The organism is Sediminicola sp. 1XM1-17 (genome assembly GCF_037203765.1).
GTDB lineage: Bacteria > Bacteroidota > Bacteroidia > Flavobacteriales > Flavobacteriaceae > Sediminicola.
On sequence record NZ_JBBCAS010000002.1, the window covers coordinates 495,812 to 509,734 of the forward strand.

General features: G+C 40.4%; 17 protein-coding genes. 8 read left to right on the forward strand and 9 right to left on the reverse strand.

All coding sequences use genetic code 11. The features are described 5' to 3' along the window. Nucleotides 1–2 precede the first annotated feature (2 nt). The 4 genes from WAA86_RS05245 to WAA86_RS05260 form a co-directional block, all read right to left on the reverse strand. A complete protein-coding gene (locus WAA86_RS05245; protein ID WP_200960645.1) occupies nt 3–335 on the reverse strand; it encodes a DNA-directed RNA polymerase subunit omega in 333 nt (110 codons plus the stop codon). A gap of 13 nt (nt 336–348) precedes the next feature. Next, the gene (locus WAA86_RS05250; protein WP_337299929.1) at nt 349–1,158 is read right to left on the reverse strand and encodes an outer membrane protein assembly factor BamD; all 810 of its coding nucleotides are present in this window, start codon (nt 1,156–1,158) and stop codon (nt 349–351) included. A gap of 157 nt (nt 1,159–1,315) precedes the next feature. Beyond that, nucleotides 1,316–2,206: a 4-hydroxy-tetrahydrodipicolinate synthase gene (dapA, locus tag WAA86_RS05255; protein WP_337299980.1), complete on the reverse strand. Its 891-nt coding sequence runs from the start codon at nt 2,204–2,206 to the stop codon at nt 1,316–1,318. After that, nucleotides 2,206–2,742 (reverse strand): DUF6913 domain-containing protein, encoded by a 537-nt coding sequence (locus WAA86_RS05260; RefSeq protein ID WP_337299930.1) that lies wholly within the window; start codon nt 2,740–2,742, stop codon nt 2,206–2,208. The genes dapA and WAA86_RS05260 overlap by 1 nt, the downstream gene beginning before the upstream one ends. Nucleotides 2,743–2,808: 66 nt before the next feature. Between WAA86_RS05260 and WAA86_RS05265 the strand changes: the two genes are divergently transcribed. The 3 genes from WAA86_RS05265 to WAA86_RS05275 are packed head-to-tail and all read left to right on the forward strand — an operon-like array spanning nt 2,809 to nt 4,999. Continuing rightward, on the forward strand, nt 2,809–3,573 hold the full coding sequence (locus WAA86_RS05265) for a 5'-nucleotidase (protein ID WP_337299931.1): 765 nt from the start codon (nt 2,809–2,811) through the stop codon (nt 3,571–3,573). Between the two features lies 1 nt (nt 3,574). Then, a complete protein-coding gene (locus WAA86_RS05270; protein WP_337299932.1) occupies nt 3,575–4,486 on the forward strand; it encodes a metallophosphatase in 912 nt (303 codons plus the stop codon). Nucleotides 4,487–4,492: 6 nt separating this feature from the next. Beyond that, a complete protein-coding gene (locus WAA86_RS05275) occupies nt 4,493–4,999 on the forward strand; it encodes a GyrI-like domain-containing protein (RefSeq protein WP_337299933.1) in 507 nt (168 codons plus the stop codon). Here the strand turns inward: WAA86_RS05275 and WAA86_RS05280 are convergent. From WAA86_RS05280 to WAA86_RS05295, 4 genes are all read right to left on the reverse strand, one after another. After that, complete coding sequence (locus WAA86_RS05280) at nt 4,986–5,288, reverse strand: hypothetical protein (protein WP_337299934.1); 303 nt, start codon at nt 5,286–5,288, stop codon at nt 4,986–4,988. The two genes, WAA86_RS05275 and WAA86_RS05280, sit on opposite strands and share 14 nt — an antisense overlap. Before the next feature lie 11 nt (nt 5,289–5,299). Next, entirely contained in the window at nt 5,300–7,297 is a 1,998-nt protein-coding gene (gene ligA, locus WAA86_RS05285) for an NAD-dependent DNA ligase LigA (RefSeq protein ID WP_337299935.1), read from the reverse strand. Between the two features lie 69 nt (nt 7,298–7,366). After that, complete coding sequence (prmC, locus tag WAA86_RS05290; RefSeq protein ID WP_337299936.1) at nt 7,367–8,218, reverse strand: peptide chain release factor N(5)-glutamine methyltransferase; 852 nt, start codon at nt 8,216–8,218, stop codon at nt 7,367–7,369. A 6-nt stretch (nt 8,219–8,224) separates the two neighbouring features. Further along, nucleotides 8,225–8,710 (reverse strand): GNAT family N-acetyltransferase, encoded by a 486-nt coding sequence (locus WAA86_RS05295; protein ID WP_337299937.1) that lies wholly within the window; start codon nt 8,708–8,710, stop codon nt 8,225–8,227. A 40-nt stretch (nt 8,711–8,750) separates the two neighbouring features. Between WAA86_RS05295 and ribD the strand changes: the two genes are divergently transcribed. Genes ribD through WAA86_RS05315 form a run of 4 tightly spaced genes read left to right on the forward strand, consistent with a single transcriptional unit; the run spans nt 8,751 to nt 11,883 of the window. Continuing rightward, nucleotides 8,751–9,803, forward strand: a complete 1,053-nt coding sequence (gene ribD / locus WAA86_RS05300; protein ID WP_337299938.1) for a bifunctional diaminohydroxyphosphoribosylaminopyrimidine deaminase/5-amino-6-(5-phosphoribosylamino)uracil reductase RibD — start codon at nt 8,751–8,753, stop codon at nt 9,801–9,803. Then, nucleotides 9,796–10,398, forward strand: coding sequence for an HAD family hydrolase (locus WAA86_RS05305; RefSeq protein ID WP_337299939.1), 603 nt, complete (start codon nt 9,796–9,798; stop codon nt 10,396–10,398). The genes ribD and WAA86_RS05305 overlap by 8 nt, the downstream gene beginning before the upstream one ends. Before the next feature lies 1 nt (nt 10,399). Further along, entirely contained in the window at nt 10,400–11,263 is an 864-nt protein-coding gene (locus WAA86_RS05310; protein ID WP_337299940.1) for a DMT family transporter, read from the forward strand. After that, nucleotides 11,263–11,883, forward strand: coding sequence for an IMPACT family protein (locus WAA86_RS05315; protein ID WP_337299941.1), 621 nt, complete (start codon nt 11,263–11,265; stop codon nt 11,881–11,883). Before WAA86_RS05310 ends, WAA86_RS05315 begins: the two co-directional genes overlap by 1 nt. Before the next feature lie 6 nt (nt 11,884–11,889). On the opposite strand, the gene WAA86_RS05320 is transcribed toward WAA86_RS05315, so the two are convergent. Continuing rightward, a complete protein-coding gene (locus WAA86_RS05320) occupies nt 11,890–12,288 on the reverse strand; it encodes an acyl-CoA thioesterase (protein ID WP_337299942.1) in 399 nt (132 codons plus the stop codon). Nucleotides 12,289–12,495: 207 nt separating this feature from the next. On the opposite strand from WAA86_RS05320, the gene dnaA reads away from it, so the two are divergent. Beyond that, nucleotides 12,496–13,920, forward strand: a complete 1,425-nt coding sequence (dnaA, locus tag WAA86_RS05325) for a chromosomal replication initiator protein DnaA (RefSeq protein ID WP_337299943.1) — start codon at nt 12,496–12,498, stop codon at nt 13,918–13,920. Nucleotides 13,921–13,923: the final 3 nt, after the last annotated feature.

Below are 13,923 nucleotides of genomic sequence, written 5' to 3' on the forward strand. Positions count from 1 at the left end.
TCTTAAACGTCTTTTTCTGTATTTCTATGGTATATTTTATCCTCCAACCACTCTACAACTGCCAATGCATGAGGCTTAGGAAGTTTTTCATAGAATTTGGAAACTTCGATTTGCTCTTTGTTTTCAAAAACCTCATCCAAGCTATCGCTATAAGTAGCAAACTCCTCCAATTTCTCCAACAACTCTTTTTTTATCTCGGAGTTGATCTGAATCGCTCTTTTGGAAACGATGGAAATGGCTTCATAAATATTACCTGTGTTAGCGTCAAACTCATTTTTGTTGATGGTAACCGTGGAAACGGGTGCCTTAGAGTTTTTCAAATCGTTCATGTTCATGGTGAAAGTATTATTATTTGGAAAAATTTTCTAATTCGTTGTTTATGGTCTGAATCATATCATCCGCTTTCTTCAAATATTTTGATTCAGGATAATATTTTTTCAAATTATTGTAGGCCACTTTGGCTTCTTGCAGCCTGTCCGCTTTTTTGCTATCATAACTGTTCAAAGCAAAATTGGTAGAGGCATTGAACTTATAAAACAAGGCATCCTCCCTATAAATGGAGCCTGGGTAATCCAATAAGAAGTTTTCGGCCCCGCTAATGGCTGGGGTTAGGAAGCTAAAATCAAAAGCACTGATCTTGTTGTACTGTGCTACAATCTCTATGGCCTTCTTCTCCTTTTTGGTTGTCAGCTCCTTGGCCATGATATTGGCTCTTTCGAAATATTCAGAATCCGGGTAGGTATTGATAAAATTTTGAAGTTTTGCCAAAGCTTTATCGGTATCTGTCTGGTCCAATGAATATCTTGGGGAAAGCTCATAATAGCTCTGAGCACCTAGAAATGCCGCTTCCTGTAATTTTTCACTCTTAGGATAGGATTTAATAAATCGTTCAAACTGATAGCCTGCCAGATTATAATCTCCGATCTCAAAGTAAGAATCCGCAAAGAAGAACATCACACGCTCTCCTTGGGGTTTACCCACATATTTTGGAGCTATCTGTTCCAGTAACCTATTTGCCTTTTTGTAATCTCCCTCATTATACAGTTTTTCAGCAAGTTCATATTTCGCTGAGCTGTCCTCGTTCTTAAGTACCTTCTGGTACTCACTACAGGAGCTGAATAAAACTACAAATACAAAAAAGGATAAAAGCTGCTTCATTTTTAAAAACATTTTGCAAAATTAGCGATTCTAAACGGATATAAAAAACATTTTTTATCGTGCTAAAATAGTCTTACGACCCACTTTAACCATCTAATTGGCGAAGTTTTAACGTTACCGCAATTAATTTAAGCAGCTGATGGTTTTTAAACAGTATTTAGGCATGTACCTTGGACAAGGTTTTTAAAAAATTATTTATGTTACCTTTTAATTCCGGTGTGGCTTCCATTAAAGGCAAGCGTACTGCGGCAGTAGAAATTTTTAAGGATTCGAAAACTGCCTTGATCCCGGCCGGATTGCCTTCCAAAAAAATGAGCGACATAGCGTCCATCAGTCTATAATGCAGGTCATACGCTTCCTTGACACGACCTTGCATTCCCAATCTAATCATTTGGGACAATTCTGAAGGGGTCCCTTGCCCCAATACAGAAATTACCCCTGCACCCCCAGCAAGAACGGTGGGCAAAGCGGTAATATCATCTCCTGATATGACCTGAAAGCCGGTTGGGGCGCCTTTGATGATCTGCATGATCTGGGTGATATCCCCGCAAGCTTCCTTAATGGCCACAATATTGTCAAATTCATGTGCCAACCTCAGCGTTGTAGCAGGAAGCATATTACTTCCTGTCCGCCCAGGGACATTATATAAGATAATGGGCTTGGAAGACACTTTGGAAATAGCCTTAAAATGTTGGTATATCCCTTCTTGGGAAGGTCTGTTGTAATAAGGTGAAACCGAAAGGACGGCGTCGAAAACACTTAAATCTGTTTGCTGGAACTCCTCTACCAAAGCAGCCGTATTGCTTCCTCCTAGACCAAGCACCAATGGCAACCTTCCGGCATTGGCCCTAACAACGGTATCGATCACCAATTGCTTTTCTGATTTGCTCAAGGTAACTGACTCCCCTGTTGTTCCCAAAACCACCAAATAATCAATACCTCCATCTATACAAAAGCCTACAATCCTTTCCAATGCTTCCGTATCTACTGAAAAATCCTTTCTAAACGGGGTTACCAATGCCACTCCCGTTCCCTGCAACTGTTCCATCATTTAATTTCGTTAAGAATAAACAAATACTTCCTAAGCTCCTTTTTGAATATATCAAAATCCTTTATGGAAATATTCAATATTAAATCGTTTAAATTTTTATCAACCTCCCCAAAGCCAACATTCAATCTGGTTTTGGTTTGTAATGTCATCAATTGCAACAACAATTTATCCTTGCTGTAATAATTGATCAACAAATCGTATTCTCTATTCAAAAACTCCTTGGCGTAAGCATTTTCTATGACGCCTCCCCATCCTAAATCCCTATCGGAAAATACCGGAGTGGTATAGGGTGAGTTTTTGTCCCGTTCCTCCCGATAACCGATCACATGAACCGCATTGGGCTCAAGGGAGAATTCGTGCACCAAATCATAAAAAACATTGGTATCATCAAACTGATCCAAATTAACAATACAACCAATAGAGCTTATCCCTTTCTTTCTATCTGACCGCGCTATGGTCCTACCCAATTCCTTCTTTAGAAATTTGCGCCCAGATTTATGTTTAAATTTATCAGTGATAGCCCTTAAAAACATGTATTTTTACATTTGTACAAAGGTAAATAATATCCAAACAAATCTATCACGAAGATACGCAGTATAATGAATTTAAAAATACAACATTTTGTTATAATTATAACATTTGGACTGTTTTTTTCCTGTAAGGACAATCCGAAAACACTGTTTAAAATTGAAGGCAGACAAATCCCGATCACCAATACACTGGTCCCAGTAGATTCCATAGCGCAATTTGTTTCCCCTTACCGAAATAGAATCAATGAAGTTCTGGATAGTACCTTGGCCTATGCCTCCGCAACCTTTACCACCGAAGATGGTCCATTAAACTCCAGTGCCGGGAATTTCATGGCGGACATTGTCATGTCGGAAGCAGGCCCCATCTTTCAAAAGAGGACCAACAAAGAGATCGATTTTGTCCTACTGAACAAGGGAGGTATCCGCTCCATCATCTCCAAAGGCGGGGTTAGTGCAAGAGACATGTATCAGGTTATGCCTTTTGAGAACACCATTGTGGTTGTGGAGCTTTCCGCTAAATCTGTCAGAGATCTCATCACATTTCTAATACAGTCAAAACAGCCTCATCCCGTAGCGGGTATACAGATCCAATTAGATCGCAACGGCAGTTTGGCCGCTGTCAACATCCAAGGGATGCCTTTTGATGAGGACCGCACCTACTTTGTTGCTACCTCCAATTATCTGGCCAACGGTGGGGATAATATGAACTTTTTCAAAAATAAAATCAGTCTAACGGAAACCGATTACCTGTTGAGAAATGCGATGATTGATTACCTCAGAAAAACGGATACCATTGTTCCATTGGTAGACGACAGATTTATTCAAACAAAATAAAATGGAAAGAAGAAAATTTATAGCACAAACTGCGGCATCTACAGCTTTTGTTGGATTGGGTGGTTTAAGCTTGGCATCTTGCCAAAACCTGGCCGCAAAGCACATCACCATCCTACACACCAATGATGTGCATAGCCATATTGACCCATTTCCATCAAATCATTCCGAATTCCCCAATTTAGGTGGACTTGCGCGCAGGGCCACTTTGGTGGAACAAATACGCAAAGAAAACCCCAACACACTCCTGTTGGATGCTGGGGATATCTTCCAAGGCACTCCATACTTTAACTTTTATGGGGGCGAATTGGAATTTAAGTTGATGAGCATGCTTAAATATGATGCTGCTACCATTGGCAACCATGATTTCGACAATGGTATAGAAGGATTGTATGCACAATTGCCAAATGCAAAATTTCAATTCCTCTCGGCCAACTATGATTTTACAAATACCATTATGGATGGACAAGTAAAACCGTATACCACCTACCTGTTAAATGGCATCAAGGTGGGGGTTTTTGGATTGGGAATAGCCCTGGAAGGATTGGTGACCAAAAAACTTTATAAGGAAACCGTTTACTTGGAACCTATAGAAATAGCCCAGGACATCAGCAAAACCCTTAAGGAGGAAGAAAAATGCGATATGGTCGTATGTCTTTCACATCTAGGCTATTCTTACAGGGACATCCAACTTCCCGATGATCTAAAATTGGCAGCGAGAACAGAACATATAGATCTGATCATTGGCGGTCATACCCACACCTTCCTGGATAAACCGACCATTGCTACCAATAGAATCGGAAGGCAAGTTCTGGTCAATCAGGTTGGGTGTTACGGCATCAATTTGGGAAGGATAGATTTCTATTTCGATTCTGAAAAGAATGTAACTGTGGATGGAGTCTCCATAAAGGTATAGTCTGGCATGCATGTAAATATAGTTGCTATTGATCCAAAAATACTGGTCGGAAAAAGGCTCCAAATGTCCCTTTCCAAAGACAGGACACCCATGCTTTGGCAAAACTTTATGCCCTACAGGAATTCCATAAAGCACCGAACATCCTCGGCACTAATTTCTCTGCAAGATTACAAAAACCCTTTTTGCCTGCAAGATTTCACGACAACTACCGAATTTGACAAATGGGCTGCGGTAGAAGTGTCAAAAGTACAGGATCTTCCAGAAAACATGGAGACCTATACCATATCCGGTGGACTTTATGCGGTATTTACGTATGTTGGGACACCCCAAGGTTTTCGAAATTTCCTATCAGATATTTACAATGAATGGTTTCCCAGTGCCGACTATATCTTGGATCATAGACCACATTTTGAAATATTGGGAGACAAATACAGAAACAATCATCCAGATTCCGAGGAAGAAGTTTGGATCCCGGTCAAGAAAAAGATAAAGACCTCCTTTACGGATCTATAAAATATGCCACCAACGTTTTTTGCTCGTCCGCAATGGAAATTTTCGGAAATGACTTCTGAGCTTTTCGGTACCAGTATTCCGCATTGAACTTGTCCCCTTCCTTCCGGTGCAGATAGGCATGGATCCAACTGCCATCAGGACCAGACATATTTTGGGCAATGTCGTGGGAAGCATCCCAGTTTCCCTGAACATCGTACCACATAGACCTCAGTCCTGAATTCCAATCCATCGGTGGTTCCACCACTTTTAAGGATGCATGGAAACCCTCCAAGTTAGGCTTTACAGACATACATGTAGCGTTTATTGTAGCATGACCAAAAAGTCGTCTTCGGTGATAATGGGTATTCCAAGCCCTTCGGCCTTGGTTCTTTTGCTTGGTCCCATTTTGTCTCCCGCCACCAAATAGGAGGTTTTGGAGGAAATAGAGGAACCAACTTTCCCTCCATTGTCTTCGATCAATTTTTTGAGCTCATCCCTACTCACCTTTTCAAAGACACCGGATACAACGAAAGTAGAACCCTTGAGCAATTCGGTCTGGTTCTCCAATTTATCTGCCGAAAGTTCAAATTGCACACCATAGCCCTTTAAACGCTCTATAATTTCAAGGTTCTTTTCCTTTTGAAAAAACTCAATGACACTGTTGGCTATAACCTGCCCAATTTCATCAACCGCCATCAGTTCATCGTAAGAGGCAGACATCAGGGCATCTATATTTTTATAGGCTTTGGCAAGTTTCTTGGCAACGGTTTCTCCTACAAATCTAATCCCCAAGGCAAAGAGGACACGTTCAAAAGGTATATCTACAGATTTTGCAACCCCTTTGACGAGGTTTACCGCAGACTTCTCAGCCATTCGCTCCAATGGCATGATCTGTTCCTTTTTCAGAATGTACAAATCCGCATAGTTTTCTATCAAGCCTTCCTTGTACAACAATTCAACTGTCTCACCACCTAACCCCTCAATATCCATGGCCTTTCGTGAAATATAATGCTGGATACGGCCTGTTATCTGTGGTGGACAGCCATAATAGTTGGTACAATAATGTTTGGCATCCCCTTCCATACGTGTCAATTGGGTATGGCATTCCGGGCAATGGTCTATATAATTGGTAGGTTGGGAATCCGATGGTCTCTTAGAAAAGTCGACCCCAATAATTTTGGGAATAATTTCACCACCTTTTTCTACAAAAACAGTGTCGCCTTCTCGGATATCCAACTTGGCTATCTGATCTGCATTATGCAGGGAGGCCCTTTTTACGGTAGTTCCAGCAAGCAATACCGGCATTAGATTGGCTACAGGGGTTATGGCCCCGGTTCTTCCCACCTGATATGTAATCTCGTTCAAAACTGTGGAAACCTGTTCTGCTTTAAACTTGTAGGCCATGGCCCATCGTGGAGATTTCGCGGTATACCCCAACTCATCCTGATATTGTAGATTATTGACCTTTACCACAACCCCATCTGTTTCATATGGAAGTTCATGTCTGTGGATATCCCAATATTCCACAAAGGCCATTACTTCGTCTGTAGTTTTGCAAACTTTGGCCACGGTAGGTACTTTAAAACCCCAAGACCTTGTTTTTTCCAGCACTTCAAATTGTGAGGAGACATTGAGATCGGTGCCTACTATGCTATACAAGAGGCACTCCAAGGGTCGTAGGGCCACTTGTGCGCTATCCTGTAATTTTAAACTTCCCGATGCCGTGTTCCGAGGGTTCATATATGGGTCTTCCCCATTTTCTATACGTTCCTGATTCATTTTGGCGAAACCTTCAAACGGCAAAACGATCTCTCCACGTATATCGAACTTCTCAGGATAATCCCCCTTTAAACGCAAGGGAACAGATTTGATGGTTTTTATATTGGTAGTTACATCGTCCCCTTGAAAACCGTCGCCCCTGGTCACAGCACGGACCAATTGTCCTTTTTCATAGGTTAGGCTAATAGACGCACCATCGTATTTGAGTTCACAGGTGAATTCCACAGGAACATCTCCCAAATTTTTTTGAATCCGTTTTTCCCAGTCCTCCAAATCTTCCTTGGAATAAGAGTTCTCCAAGGAATACATACGATGTTCATGGGCAACTGTCTCAAAATATTTGGTAATACCCCCACCCACTCGCAAGGTTGGGGAGGTAGGGTCGTAAAATTCTGGATGTTGCGCTTCCAATTCCCTGAGTTCTTTTAATTTAATATCGAACTCATAGTCGGAAATTGTCGGATTGTCCAACACATAATAATTATAATTGTGTTCCCTTAGTTCACGGCGTAGGGTATCTATTTTATCTTGAATGTTCATTTTACGTCATTTTTTTTGAACTCCTATCGATCTTTTCCTCCCCGATCTTTAAATCAGATGTGATTGCATTTAATGAAGTTCTCCTTTAATCATTCTGTCATTGCCAAACATGTCCTTTTGTAATATCAATTGGGTGAAACCGCTGTTCACCATAAGCTCCAAGGTCTCCTTCCCTAAATACTGATTGATCTCAAAATAAAGACAACCGCCCGACTTTAAATGGGAAATTGCAAATTCTGAAATTTTCCGGTAAAACAAAAGAGGATTTTCATTGGGAACAAAAAGGGCATATCCAGGTTCGTGATCGGTGACATTGGCACTCATTTCCGTTTTCTCCAGATCTCTAACATAAGGTGGATTGGAAACTATGATATCAAATTGGTGCTCCAAATCTTTTGTTTCAAGAATATCGGCTTCTATAAATTCGACCTGAACTTCGTTTTTGTCAGCATTTGCCTGTGCAATCTTTAGGGATTCCCTCGAAATATCCAGGGCATATACTTTGGCATTTGGAAGATTTTTCGCCAGAGAAATGGCAATACATCCACTACCGGTACCAATATCCAATATTTTCAGTTCCCCCTGACGCTCTTTTTCCAGCGCTATAATCCATCGCACCAGTTCTTCAGTCTCAGGTCGGGGAATCAAGACATTTTCATCGACCTTAAACTCCAAATCCATAAAATGGGCCACGCCCAATATATACTGAACCGGCCGATGAAGCTTTAATTGGCTAAGCCCCTCGAACAGTGGCTGTTCCTCTTCCTTGGAGACCATGGTATTGGGTTGAAGGGCCAAAACAAAGCGCTCCAGTCCCAGATAATGTTCCACCATAAGGTAAAAGAAACTATCTACTTCCTCTTTGGGATAAATAGTATCCAATTCTACATGGAAAATATGCCTGATTTCTTTTAAAAGCATCTTTATCTATAGTTCCAACAACATCCAAACCGGACATGAATAGTGACCTGTATCGCCCATCCGTGCTTCAATGTACTGGAACCCGGTTTTCTTGTAGAGTTTTTGTGCATCTTCCATATAGGGCATGGTTTCCAGATAACATTTCTCAAAACCGTATTCCCTCGCCTTGGAAAGACATATATTCATCATTTGCGATCCTAAGCCCCTTCCCCTAGCGGCTTCCGTGAAATACATCTTTTGCAGTTCGCATACATTGCCATCATAATTCTCTAACTGGGCAACCCCGGCGCAACCAATGATTTGGTTGTTTTCTTCCACAACAAAATAACTGGCTTTGGGTACATTGTAGTTCTCATACATATGGTCCAAGGCCTTATCGGCATATGCCGTACCTACCTTGGGCACACCCAAATCAACCAATACCTGTCTGATCACCGATGCAACTTGCTTATTGTCTTGCGGTTGGATTTCCCTAATAATTGCTGAACTCATTTTTCTAAAGGGGTAACTTTTAATATTCTATTTTTGTGGGGTGAAGATACATGAAAAATATATTTTGCGATGTATCCAAGTAGCTAAAAATGGACTTGGATCCACCTTTCCGAATCCCATGGTAGGCAGTGTAGTGGTGCATGATAATGAGATAATTGGAGAAGGGTTTACGAGCCCATTTGGCGGACCTCATGCAGAGGTCAATGCGATCAACTCCGTAAAAAATAAAGCGTTGTTATCTGAGGCGACCCTCTATGTCACATTGGAGCCTTGCTCCCACCATGGAAAAACGCCACCTTGCGCCGATCTAATCATTGAACACAATATCCCCCATGTGGTCATTGGACTGCTAGACCCCCATATAAAGGTAGCCGGAAATGGTATCAAAAAATTGCAAAATGCCGGGTGCCAGGTCGTTGTCAATGTCTTGGAAAATGAATGTAGGGATCACCATAAGCGATTTTTAACCTTCCATGAACAAAAGAGGCCCTTTATAATCTTAAAATGGGCCGAAACCGCTGACGGCTTTTTGGCTCCCGAACAATCCTTGCGGGAAGAAGAACCAACGCCTTATTGGATCACCAATGTGCAATCCAGACAATTGGTCCATAAATGGCGAAGTGAGGAACAGGCTATATTGGTTGGGACCCATACCGTTCTCAAGGACAATCCAAAATTGAATGTGCGATCATGGCACGGCAAATCCCCCACACGGATCATCATTGACAGAAATTTGAAAGTGGGGAGCGATTTCCATGTAATGGACGGCAGTACCCAAACCATTGTGCTTACTCAGATTGAACATTCCAAAAGGTATGTACCAGGGATTGAATATGAGGTGATCGACTTTTCTAAAAATGTGGCGCTCCAAATATGTGAAGTCCTATATAGGCACAATATTCTTAGTGTCATTATAGAAGGCGGCTCCAAAACCCTACAAATGTTCCTAGATAACGATATTTGGGATGAAGCCAGGGTTTTCAAAGGAGCAAGCCGCTTCGGCAAAGGCTTACAGGCACCTATGATCCATAGTCTTCCCGTATTAAAAAAATCAATATTGACAGACACACTATTTATCTACAACAATGTTTAAAAATATAATTTTTGACTTTGGTGACATCTTCATCAATTTGGACAAACAGGCACCGATCCGGGAAATGCAAAAATGGGGACTGAAAGATTTTGAACCTTCATTTACGGAACTTCTATTTTCTTATGAAAAAGGGCTTATGGACTCGGAAACCTTTATTCATAAAATGAATGGATTTTTCCCAACAGCAAACAAACAGCAGATCAAGACAGGGTGGAATTCCATCATATTGGATTTTCCCGAATACCGATTAGAGTTTATAGAACAATTGGCAAGGGAAAAGGAATATAATTTGATCCTTTTGAGCAATACCAATGCCCTTCACATAGAAAAGGTCATAGAAAATATGGAAAAAGGGCGCTTCGAAAGATTCAAGAAATGTTTTGACAAATTCTACCTGTCCCATGAAATAAATTATAGAAAACCGGATGCCGAAATCTACCGATTTGTACTGGATACCAATCATTTAAAGGCTTCTGAGACCTTTTTTGTGGACGACACCCTGGAAAACACCTTGGCCGCTGAAAAGTTGGGCATCACAAGTTGGAACCTACAGGTTGGCCAAGAGGATATCGTCCAATTAAAATCAAAAATATAGCATGTTAGATCTTGCCCTGTCCGTCCTTTTTTCCAGTTCACTGTTTGTAATATTTAAACTTTTTTCAAAATATAACGTACAAACAATGTTCGCCATTGTCACCAATTATATAGTGGCGTGTTTATTTTCAACGCTGTTCTATGAGGACAATATCGCCATAACGGATATACCGAAGAAGCCATGGTTCATATACACTTTGGCCCTAGGTATTCTATTTATAATGGTATTTAACATAATGGCCAAAACATCACAAAAAATAGGTGTTTCGGTTGCTTCTGTAGCCGCTAAGATGTCCTTGGTCATACCAGTACTTGTTGGCGTCCTTGTCTATAAGGAAGTTTTAGGCCCCCTTAAGATATTGGGAATCATAATGGCCTTGGCCGCTGTATATTTTGCATCTATAAGAAGTAGAACAATTACCATAAAAATGGAGAACCTAGTTTTACCGCTTCTTGTTTTTATGGGTTCTGGCTTGGTAGATACATCGATCAAATATTTACAGGTTACCTTTATGGAGAAAGGCGATTTTCCCCTGTTTTGTACCACTGTATTTGGTGCAGCAGGAATTACCGGACTGATATTTATATTGATAAAATCCTATCAAGAACCGTTAAAGTTAAATCTTAAAAATATGTTGGGCGGATTGGTATTGGGAATCTTTAATTATTTTAGTATTTATTTTATATTGAGGGCCCTACAGAATGATTTTATCAACAGCTCATCTATTTTTACCATCAACAATGTTGCTATAGTCTTATTATCAACAATTTTCGGAATCCTATTCTTTAAGGAAAATTTGAGTAAAAAGAACTGGTTTGGTATTGGTTTAGCGGTCATTAGTATTATTTTAGTTGCCACCACCTAATGGAAGAAAGTCCCCAAGATACATACAAGACCATATTGAAACCTTCGGAGGAAATTCTTTTCAAGGAAAGAAAGAGTAAGTTCTTCGGTAATGCCTACCCCATAAGGGACGAGGAGGATGTAAAACCTTTGATAGAGGCCCTTCGAAAAAAACACCCTACCGCCAACCACGTATGTTATGCCTGGCAATTGGGGGTGGAAGAACCCCATTATAGGGCAAATGACGACGGAGAACCCAATAATTCTGCGGGTATGCCCATTTATGGTCAAATCCAATCCTTTGGAGTCACCAATGTTCTTGTGGCCGTAACAAGAATCTTTGGTGGTACCAAATTAGGTGTAGGCGGATTGATCACAGCTTACAGATCAGGGGCACAAATGGCACTCGAAGCGGCCCAGATTATAGAAAAAACTCTTCGGAAAGAATTTATTCTAAAGTTCGATTATGATCAGATGGACAAGGTCATGAGGACCATAAAACAGCACCAATTGGAAATTGTATCCCAAGAGATGGAGCTGAGTTGTACTATGGTCATATCGGCAAGAAAATTGGAGGCCGATCAAACCCAACAGCTTTTTACTGCCATGCATCCTCCAATAGATATCAAAATAAAGGAATAAAGAACTTTATATTTTTATCTTTTCCAAGATGGCTGCAGGACATTTCATAGGTCTTTTTGTGGCCATATCAATAAATGCCAAAACCGTATGTGCCTCGATCAAAATTTCATCCGCTTCGTTGTAAATTTTATAATCAAATTCTATCTTGACGGAAGGTCTTTTTTTGAGGGTGGTGACCACCCTGATCAGGTCATCATAGAGGGCTGATTTTTTGAAATTTATCTGTAGTGAAATAACTGGCAGCATCACCCCTTCCTCTTCCATTTTTTTGTAGGAAAATCCAAGCTCTCTTAACCATTCAACACGGCCCATCTCCAGATATTGCGCATAGTTTCCGTGATAGACCACTCCCATTTGATCTGTTTCCCCATATCTTACCCGAAAAGAAATTTGATTAGAATCCATATAATTTGATGTAAAAATGATATATTTAATAGCTTAGAAAATTTCCCATGCCAACATGAGAAAAAAAAAGCTATTAATCAATACCATTTGATTTTTTTTTTAGAATTTTTGTTCACATATTTGTCATGCTCTAGTATACCAGCAAATGCTGGCAAATCGAATGAATTTTTAGCCTAATCACTAACCACGAAAAGACGAAACTTTAAAATGAATGTTACTGCTAATTCCGTATGGAACAATTGTTTGGCTTTTATAAAGGACAACATACAACCGCAGGCATTCAAAACTTGGTTTGAGCCTATCAAACCTGTGAAGTTATCCAACAATGCTTTAAGTATTCAGGTACCTAGTAAATTTTTTTACGAATGGCTCGAAGAGCACTATGTAAAATTGTTGAAAGTTGCCCTGACCAAGGAGATTGGAGAAAGTGCTAAATTGGTTTATGTGATCAAAATGGAGAATACTTACGGTAACAGGGAACCTTTTACCGAAAAAATACCCAGTTCAAACAGATCTACTGTGGCTCCACAAGAATTGGATGTTCCCATTAAATCCAAAAACCCTGAACTGAAGAATCCCTTTGTAATCCCGGGGATCAGAAATATAAAAATAGAATCCCAACTCAATCCCAATTACAATTTTGACAATTTCTTGGAAGGTGATTCCAATAGATTGGCAAGATCGGCCGGGATGGCAGTAGCCAACAAGCCAGGAGGCACATCCTTCAACCCATTATTGGTTTTTGGTGGTGTAGGTTTGGGAAAAACACATTTGGCCCATGCCATCGGTGTTGAGATCAAGGACAAATATCCGGAAAGGACCGTATTATATATCTCTGCGGAAAAATTTACCCAACAGTACATAGAGTCTGTCAAGAAAAACACAAGAAATGATTTTATCCATTTCTATCAGCTGATCGATGTGTTGATTATTGATGACGTTCAATTCTTATCGGGCAAATCAGGTACGCAGGATGTCTTCTTCCATATTTTCAACCATCTGCATCAGAATGGCAAACAGGTAATCCTTACATCTGACAAGGCCCCTGTTGATATGCAGGATATCGAACAACGTTTACTGTCAAGATTCAAATGGGGACTCTCTGCAGAGCTACAGAGTCCAGATTATGAAACACGCATATCCATCTTGAAAAATAAATTGTACAGGGATGGGGTGGAGATGCCAGATGATATTGTAGATTATGTAGCCAAACATATCAAAAGTAATATTAGAGAGCTCGAAGGTGCCATCATATCACTTATTGCACAATCATCCTTCAACAAAAAAGAAGTTACCATTGAATTGGCCCAGCTGGTGGTAGAAAAGTTTGTCAAGAATACCAAACGTGAGGTTTCCATAGATTACATTCAAAAAGTTGTTTCTGATTATTTTGAAATGGATGTTGCCACCCTACAATCCAAAACCAGAAAACGCCATATTGTGCAAGCAAGGCAATTGGCCATGTTCTTTGCCAAAAAATTCACCAAGGCCTCCTTGGCCAGTATAGGTTCACAAATTGGAAAAAGGGACCATGCAACAGTTTTACACGCGTGCAAGACCGTGGACAACCTAGCAGAAACTGACAAGCAGTTTAAGAAGTATATTGAAGATTTAACCAAGAAATTCTCTTAGTCA

Bases quoted from the DNA above. Each gene is read 5' to 3' on its own strand.
- WAA86_RS05245 (WP_200960645.1), bottom strand. From the start codon at position 335: ATGAACATGAACGATTTGAAAAACTCTAAGGCACCCGTTTCCACGGTT.
- WAA86_RS05250 (WP_337299929.1), bottom strand. From the start codon at position 1,158: ATGAAGCAGCTTTTATCCTTTTTTGTATTTGTAGTTTTATTCAGCTCC.
- dapA (WP_337299980.1), bottom strand. From the start codon at position 2,206: ATGGAACAGTTGCAGGGAACGGGAGTGGCATTGGTAACCCCGTTTAGA.
- WAA86_RS05260 (WP_337299930.1), bottom strand. From the start codon at position 2,742: ATGTTTTTAAGGGCTATCACTGATAAATTTAAACATAAATCTGGGCGC.
- WAA86_RS05265 (WP_337299931.1), top strand. From the start codon at position 2,809: ATGAATTTAAAAATACAACATTTTGTTATAATTATAACATTTGGACTG.
- WAA86_RS05270 (WP_337299932.1), top strand. From the start codon at position 3,575: ATGGAAAGAAGAAAATTTATAGCACAAACTGCGGCATCTACAGCTTTT.
- WAA86_RS05275 (WP_337299933.1), top strand. From the start codon at position 4,493: ATGCATGTAAATATAGTTGCTATTGATCCAAAAATACTGGTCGGAAAA.
- WAA86_RS05280 (WP_337299934.1), bottom strand. From the start codon at position 5,288: ATGTCTGTAAAGCCTAACTTGGAGGGTTTCCATGCATCCTTAAAAGTG.
- ligA (WP_337299935.1), bottom strand. From the start codon at position 7,297: ATGAACATTCAAGATAAAATAGATACCCTACGCCGTGAACTAAGGGAA.
- prmC (WP_337299936.1), bottom strand. From the start codon at position 8,218: ATGCTTTTAAAAGAAATCAGGCATATTTTCCATGTAGAATTGGATACT.
- WAA86_RS05295 (WP_337299937.1), bottom strand. From the start codon at position 8,710: ATGAGTTCAGCAATTATTAGGGAAATCCAACCGCAAGACAATAAGCAA.
- WAA86_RS05305 (WP_337299939.1), top strand. From the start codon at position 9,796: ATGTTTAAAAATATAATTTTTGACTTTGGTGACATCTTCATCAATTTG.
- WAA86_RS05310 (WP_337299940.1), top strand. From the start codon at position 10,400: ATGTTAGATCTTGCCCTGTCCGTCCTTTTTTCCAGTTCACTGTTTGTA.
- WAA86_RS05315 (WP_337299941.1), top strand. From the start codon at position 11,263: ATGGAAGAAAGTCCCCAAGATACATACAAGACCATATTGAAACCTTCG.
- WAA86_RS05320 (WP_337299942.1), bottom strand. From the start codon at position 12,288: ATGGATTCTAATCAAATTTCTTTTCGGGTAAGATATGGGGAAACAGAT.
- dnaA (WP_337299943.1), top strand. From the start codon at position 12,496: ATGAATGTTACTGCTAATTCCGTATGGAACAATTGTTTGGCTTTTATA.